We start from the raw sequence: 4,536 nt of genomic DNA, 5'->3' as shown, positions 1-4,536 counted from the left end.
GCGGCGAACACCGGTTCGTGGGCGAGGAGGTGCTGGCCCATGGCGGGCCACTGCGAGCCCTGCCCGGGAAACACGAAGACCGTCTTGCCGCTCAGTGCGGTGCCGGTGGCGAGGTCCGGATGGGGCAGGCCCTCGGCGAGTGCGGTCAGGGCGTCGGTGTTGAGGGCGACCGCCCGCTGCTCGAACCGCGCCCGCCGCTCCAACGCCCGCGCCACCTCGACGGGGTGCGCTTCGTCGGCTGCCGCCAGCCATGCGTGCAGACGCCGCCCCTGGTCCCGTACGGCCTGCTCGGTCTTGCCCGACAGGAGATAGGGCACCGGGCCCTCCGCCGCCGCAGTGGGCTCGGCGGGCTCCTCGGCGGCCGGCGGCTGCTCCAGGATGACGTGGGCATTGGTGCCGCTGATGCCGAACGAGGACACACCGGCCCGGCGCGGACGCCCGTCCGTCTCCCAGGGCCGGGCCTCGGTCAGCAGGGAGACCGCGCCGGCCTCCCAGTCGATGTGCCCGGACGGCTCGTCGACGTGCAGCGTCCGGGGCAGCAGACCGTTGCGCATCGCCATGACCATCTTGATCACACCGCCGACACCGGCCGCGGCCTGCGCGTGCCCGATGTTCGACTTCAACGAGCCCAGCCACAGCGGCTGCTGGGCCGGCCGGTCCTGGCCGTAGGTGGCGAGCAGCGCCTGCGCCTCGATCGGGTCGCCGAGGGTGGTGCCCGTGCCGTGCGCCTCCACCGCGTCCACATCCGCCGGCGAAAGCCGGGCCTGGGCCAGAGCGTCACGGATCACCCGGCGCTGGGACGGCCCGTTCGGAGCGGTCAGCTGACTGCTCGTACCGTCCTGGTTGATGGCGCTGCCGCGGATCAGGCCGAGGACGTGGTGTCCGTTGCGCCGCGCGTCGGAGAGCTTCTCCAGGACGATCAGGCCGACGCCCTCACCCCAGCCGGTGCCGTCGGCGGAGGCCGCGAACGCCTTGCAGCGGCCGTCCGGGGACAGCCCGCGCTGCCGGCTGAACTCGATGAACAGGCCCGGCGTGGAAATGACGGTGACCCCGCCCGCCAGCGCCAGCTCGCACTCGCCCTGCCGCAGCGCCTGCGCCGCCAGGTGCAGCGCCACCAGCGACGACGAGCACGCCGTGTCGACACTCACGGCCGGGCCCTCGAAACCGAAGGTGTACGAGAGCCGGCCGGACGCGATGCTGCCCGCGCTGCCGGTACCGACATGGCCCTCGAACCCGTCCGGGATGGGGCTGAGCCGGGAACCGTAGTCGTTGTACATCACGCCGGCGAAGACACCCGTCCGGCTGCCGCGCAGGGCGCCCGGATCGATCCCCGCGCTCTCCACGGCCTCCCACGCGGTCTGCAGGAGCAGCCGCTGCTGCGGGTCGACGGTGAGCGCCTCCCGCGGCGAGATCCCGAAGAAGCCGGGGTCGAACTCGGCGGCGTCGTAGAGGAATCCGCCCTCCCGCGCATACGACTTGCCGACCTTCTCCGGGTCCGGGTCGTACACGTCCGGCGCCCAGCCGCGGTTGTCCGGGAAGCCGCCGATGGCGTCCCGCTCGTTGACGACCAGCTGCCACAGCTCCTCGGGCGAGGTGACCCCGCCCGGGTAACGGCAGGCCATGCCGACGATCGCGATGGGCTCCTGGTCCTTGGCCTCGACCTCCTGCAGCCGCTGCCGAGTCCGGTGCAGGTCGGCCGTCACGCGCTTGAGATAGTCGCGGAGCTTGTCTTCATTCACCACGGCTGCTTCTACTTCCTCGGGATCCTTGTGGATGAGCGGGACGGCAGACGGAACGTGCTCAGCTGCTCAACTCGTTGTCGATGAAGTCGAAGATCTCGTCGTCGGAGGCGGCGGAGAGCAACTCCTCCGCTCCGCCGGACGACTGGACCTGGACGCCCGTGCTGTTCAGGACCTCCTGGAGGCGCCGGGTCAGCTGGGCGCGCTGTTCGCCGTCGGACGGCAGCATCAGCAGCAACTCCTCGATGCGGTCCAGTTCGGCGATCCCGGCTACCGGTACCGTCAGAACTTCGGTGTCCAGATAGCCGACGAGGGCCTCGACCGTCGGATAGTCGAAGATCAGCGTGGACGGCAGCCGCTGCCCGACCGTCGTGCCGAGCCGGTTGCGCAGCTCCACCGCGGTCAGCGAGTCGATGCCCAGGGCGAGCAGGCCCCGCTGCGGGTCGAGCCCGTCCGCCGACACATGGCCGAGCACATCGGCCACCAGCCCCAGCACCAGCTTGTTCAGCAGGTCCGTGCGCTCCTGCGGCGACAGGGGAGCCAGCACCTCGGTGAGCGTGACGTCCTGTGCCGCCGGGCTCGCCGCGGCGGGCCGCGCCGGGATGCGCACCAGGCCGCGCAGCAGCGGCGACGGGTCCCGCAGGGCCGACGGGTCCAGCCGTACCGGAATCAGCACCGCCCGATCGGCGCGCACCCCCGTGTCGAACAGGCCGAGCCCCTGCTCGTGGGTGATCGGCAGGATGCCGATGCGTGCCATCCGCGCAAGATCGGCCCGGCCCAGCTGCTCGGCCATGCCGCCCTCCTGCTCCCACAGGCCCCAGGCGTACGAGACGGCGGGCAGGCCCAGCGCCTTTCGATGCCCGGCGAGCGCGTCGAGGAAGGCGTTGGCCGCGGCGTAGTTGCCCTGGCCCGCCCCGCCGAAGGTGCCGGAGACCGACGAGAACAGTGCGAACAGCCCCACGTCACCGGCGAGTTCGTGCAGATTCCAGGCCGCGTCGACCTTGGCGCTGAGCACCCGGTGCAGCCGCTCCGGAGTGAGAGACGTGATCGTCGCGTCGTCCAGCACCCCGGCGGCGTGCACCAGGCCGGTCACCGGATGGGCGTCGAACAGCGCGGCCACGGCCGGGCGGTCGGCCAGATCACAGGCGACGAGCGTGACCTCCGCACCCAACTCGGCCAGGCTCTCGCCAAGTTCCGCCGCGCCCGGGGCGTCCGGGCCGCGCCGGCTCACCAGCAGCAGCCTGCGCACCCCGTGCTCGGTCACCAGCCGCCGGGCGATCTGCCCGCCGAGTTCGCCGGTCGCCCCCGTGACCAGTACGGTCCCCTCGGGATCGAACGCCGGGGCGGCGGTCTGTGCCTCGACGCTCGCGCGGACCAGGCGGGGCGCGTAGAGAGCCCCCTCCCGCACCGCCACTTGGGGCTCCCCGGTGGCCGACGCCAGCGGGAGACGCCCGGCCGAGCCTTCCGTACCGTCGAGGTCGATGAGAGCGAACCGGTCCGGGTTCTCCGTCTGGGCGGAGCGGACCAGCCCCCACAGCGCCGCGTGGGCGAGGCTGCCGGGCCGCTCGCCGGTGGCGCCGCGGGTGACGAACACCAGCCGGGACCCGGCGAACCGGTCCTCGGCCAGCCAGGCCTGGCACAGCTCCAGCGCCCACCCGAGCACCTCACGCACCTGCTCCGGCACCGTCCCCGCAGGGGCGGGGGCGTGGGCGAACACCACATCGGCGACGGGCAGCCCGGCCAGGCCCGCCGCATCGGCGGCCTCGTCCGCGTCCAGCGGGTCCGCCGGGTCCGGGAGCGGCACCCAGGCGAGTTCGTAGAGACTTTCCTGACTGCGGGCCACCAGCTCCTCGGGCCGCTTCGCCCGTACGGTCAGCGAGCCGACCTGGGCCAGCGCGGTGCCCTGCGCGTCCGTCACCGTCAGCGCGAGCGTGTCCGCACCCGTCGGGGACAGCAGTACGCGGGCCGTGCGCGCGCCCGTGGCGTACAGCGTTACGTCCGACCAGGCGACCGGCAGCCTGACCTGGCCCTCCGCGGTGTCCTCGGCGAACGCCATCGGATGCAGCACGGCATCGAGGAGGGCGGGGTGGAGGGCGAAACCGGCGCTGTCGACTCCGTCGGGCAGCAGGACCTCGGCGTACACGTCGTCGCCGTGCCGCCAAGCCGCCTTCAGCCCCTGGAACGCGGAGCCGTAGTCGAGGCCGGCCGAGGTGAGGCGCCCGTACAGCTCCTCCAGGTCCACCGGGGTCGCGCCGTCGGGCGGCAGCGTCTGCGGCACATCGTGCGGCGCGCAGACGTTCCCCGTCAGTGTGCCCTTGGCCAGGACCACCGACGTCACGTCCTGTCGGGTGTGCACGGTCACCGGCCGGCGGCCCTCGCCGTCCGGCGCACCGACCGTCACCTGCACCGTGGCCGAGCCCTGCTCCGGCAGCACGAAGGGTGCCTGGAGCGTGAGTTCTTCGAGATGGTCACACCCCACTCGGGCGCCCGCGTGCAGCACCAGTTCGGCGAAGGCGGTGCCGGGCAGCACGGCCGTACCGTGCACCGCGTGATCGGCGAGCCAGGGGTGGCTGCGGACCGAGAGACGGCCGGTGAGTACGACGCCCGACTCGTCCGGCAGCAGCACCGCGGCACCGACCAGCGGATGACCGCCGTCCTCCAGACCGAGATCGGCGGCATTGCCGACCGTGTCGGGCAGATCGAGCCAGTAGCGCTCTCGTTGGAAGGCGTAGGTGGGGAGGGGGAGCGTGTGGCCGTGGGTGGGCCAGGTGACGGGGTGTCCGTTGACGTGTGCGGT

General features: G+C 72.8%; 2 protein-coding genes. Both read right to left on the bottom strand.

The window, feature by feature from the left end; genetic code table 11:
* Positions 1–1,739 (bottom strand): beta-ketoacyl synthase N-terminal-like domain-containing protein (locus AB0D57_RS47200; RefSeq protein ID WP_362088687.1); only part of this gene is annotated, 1,739 nt, incomplete at its 3' end.
* A 61-nt stretch (positions 1,740–1,800) separates the two neighbouring features.
* Positions 1,801–4,536: type I polyketide synthase (locus tag AB0D57_RS47195; protein WP_362088686.1), on the bottom strand; the 2,736-nt coding region annotated here is incomplete at its 5' end.

Source organism: Streptomyces sp. NPDC048275 (genome assembly GCF_040652275.1).
Lineage (GTDB): Bacteria > Actinomycetota > Actinomycetes > Streptomycetales > Streptomycetaceae > Streptomyces.
This window is presented reverse-complemented; position numbering and strand designations above follow the sequence as displayed.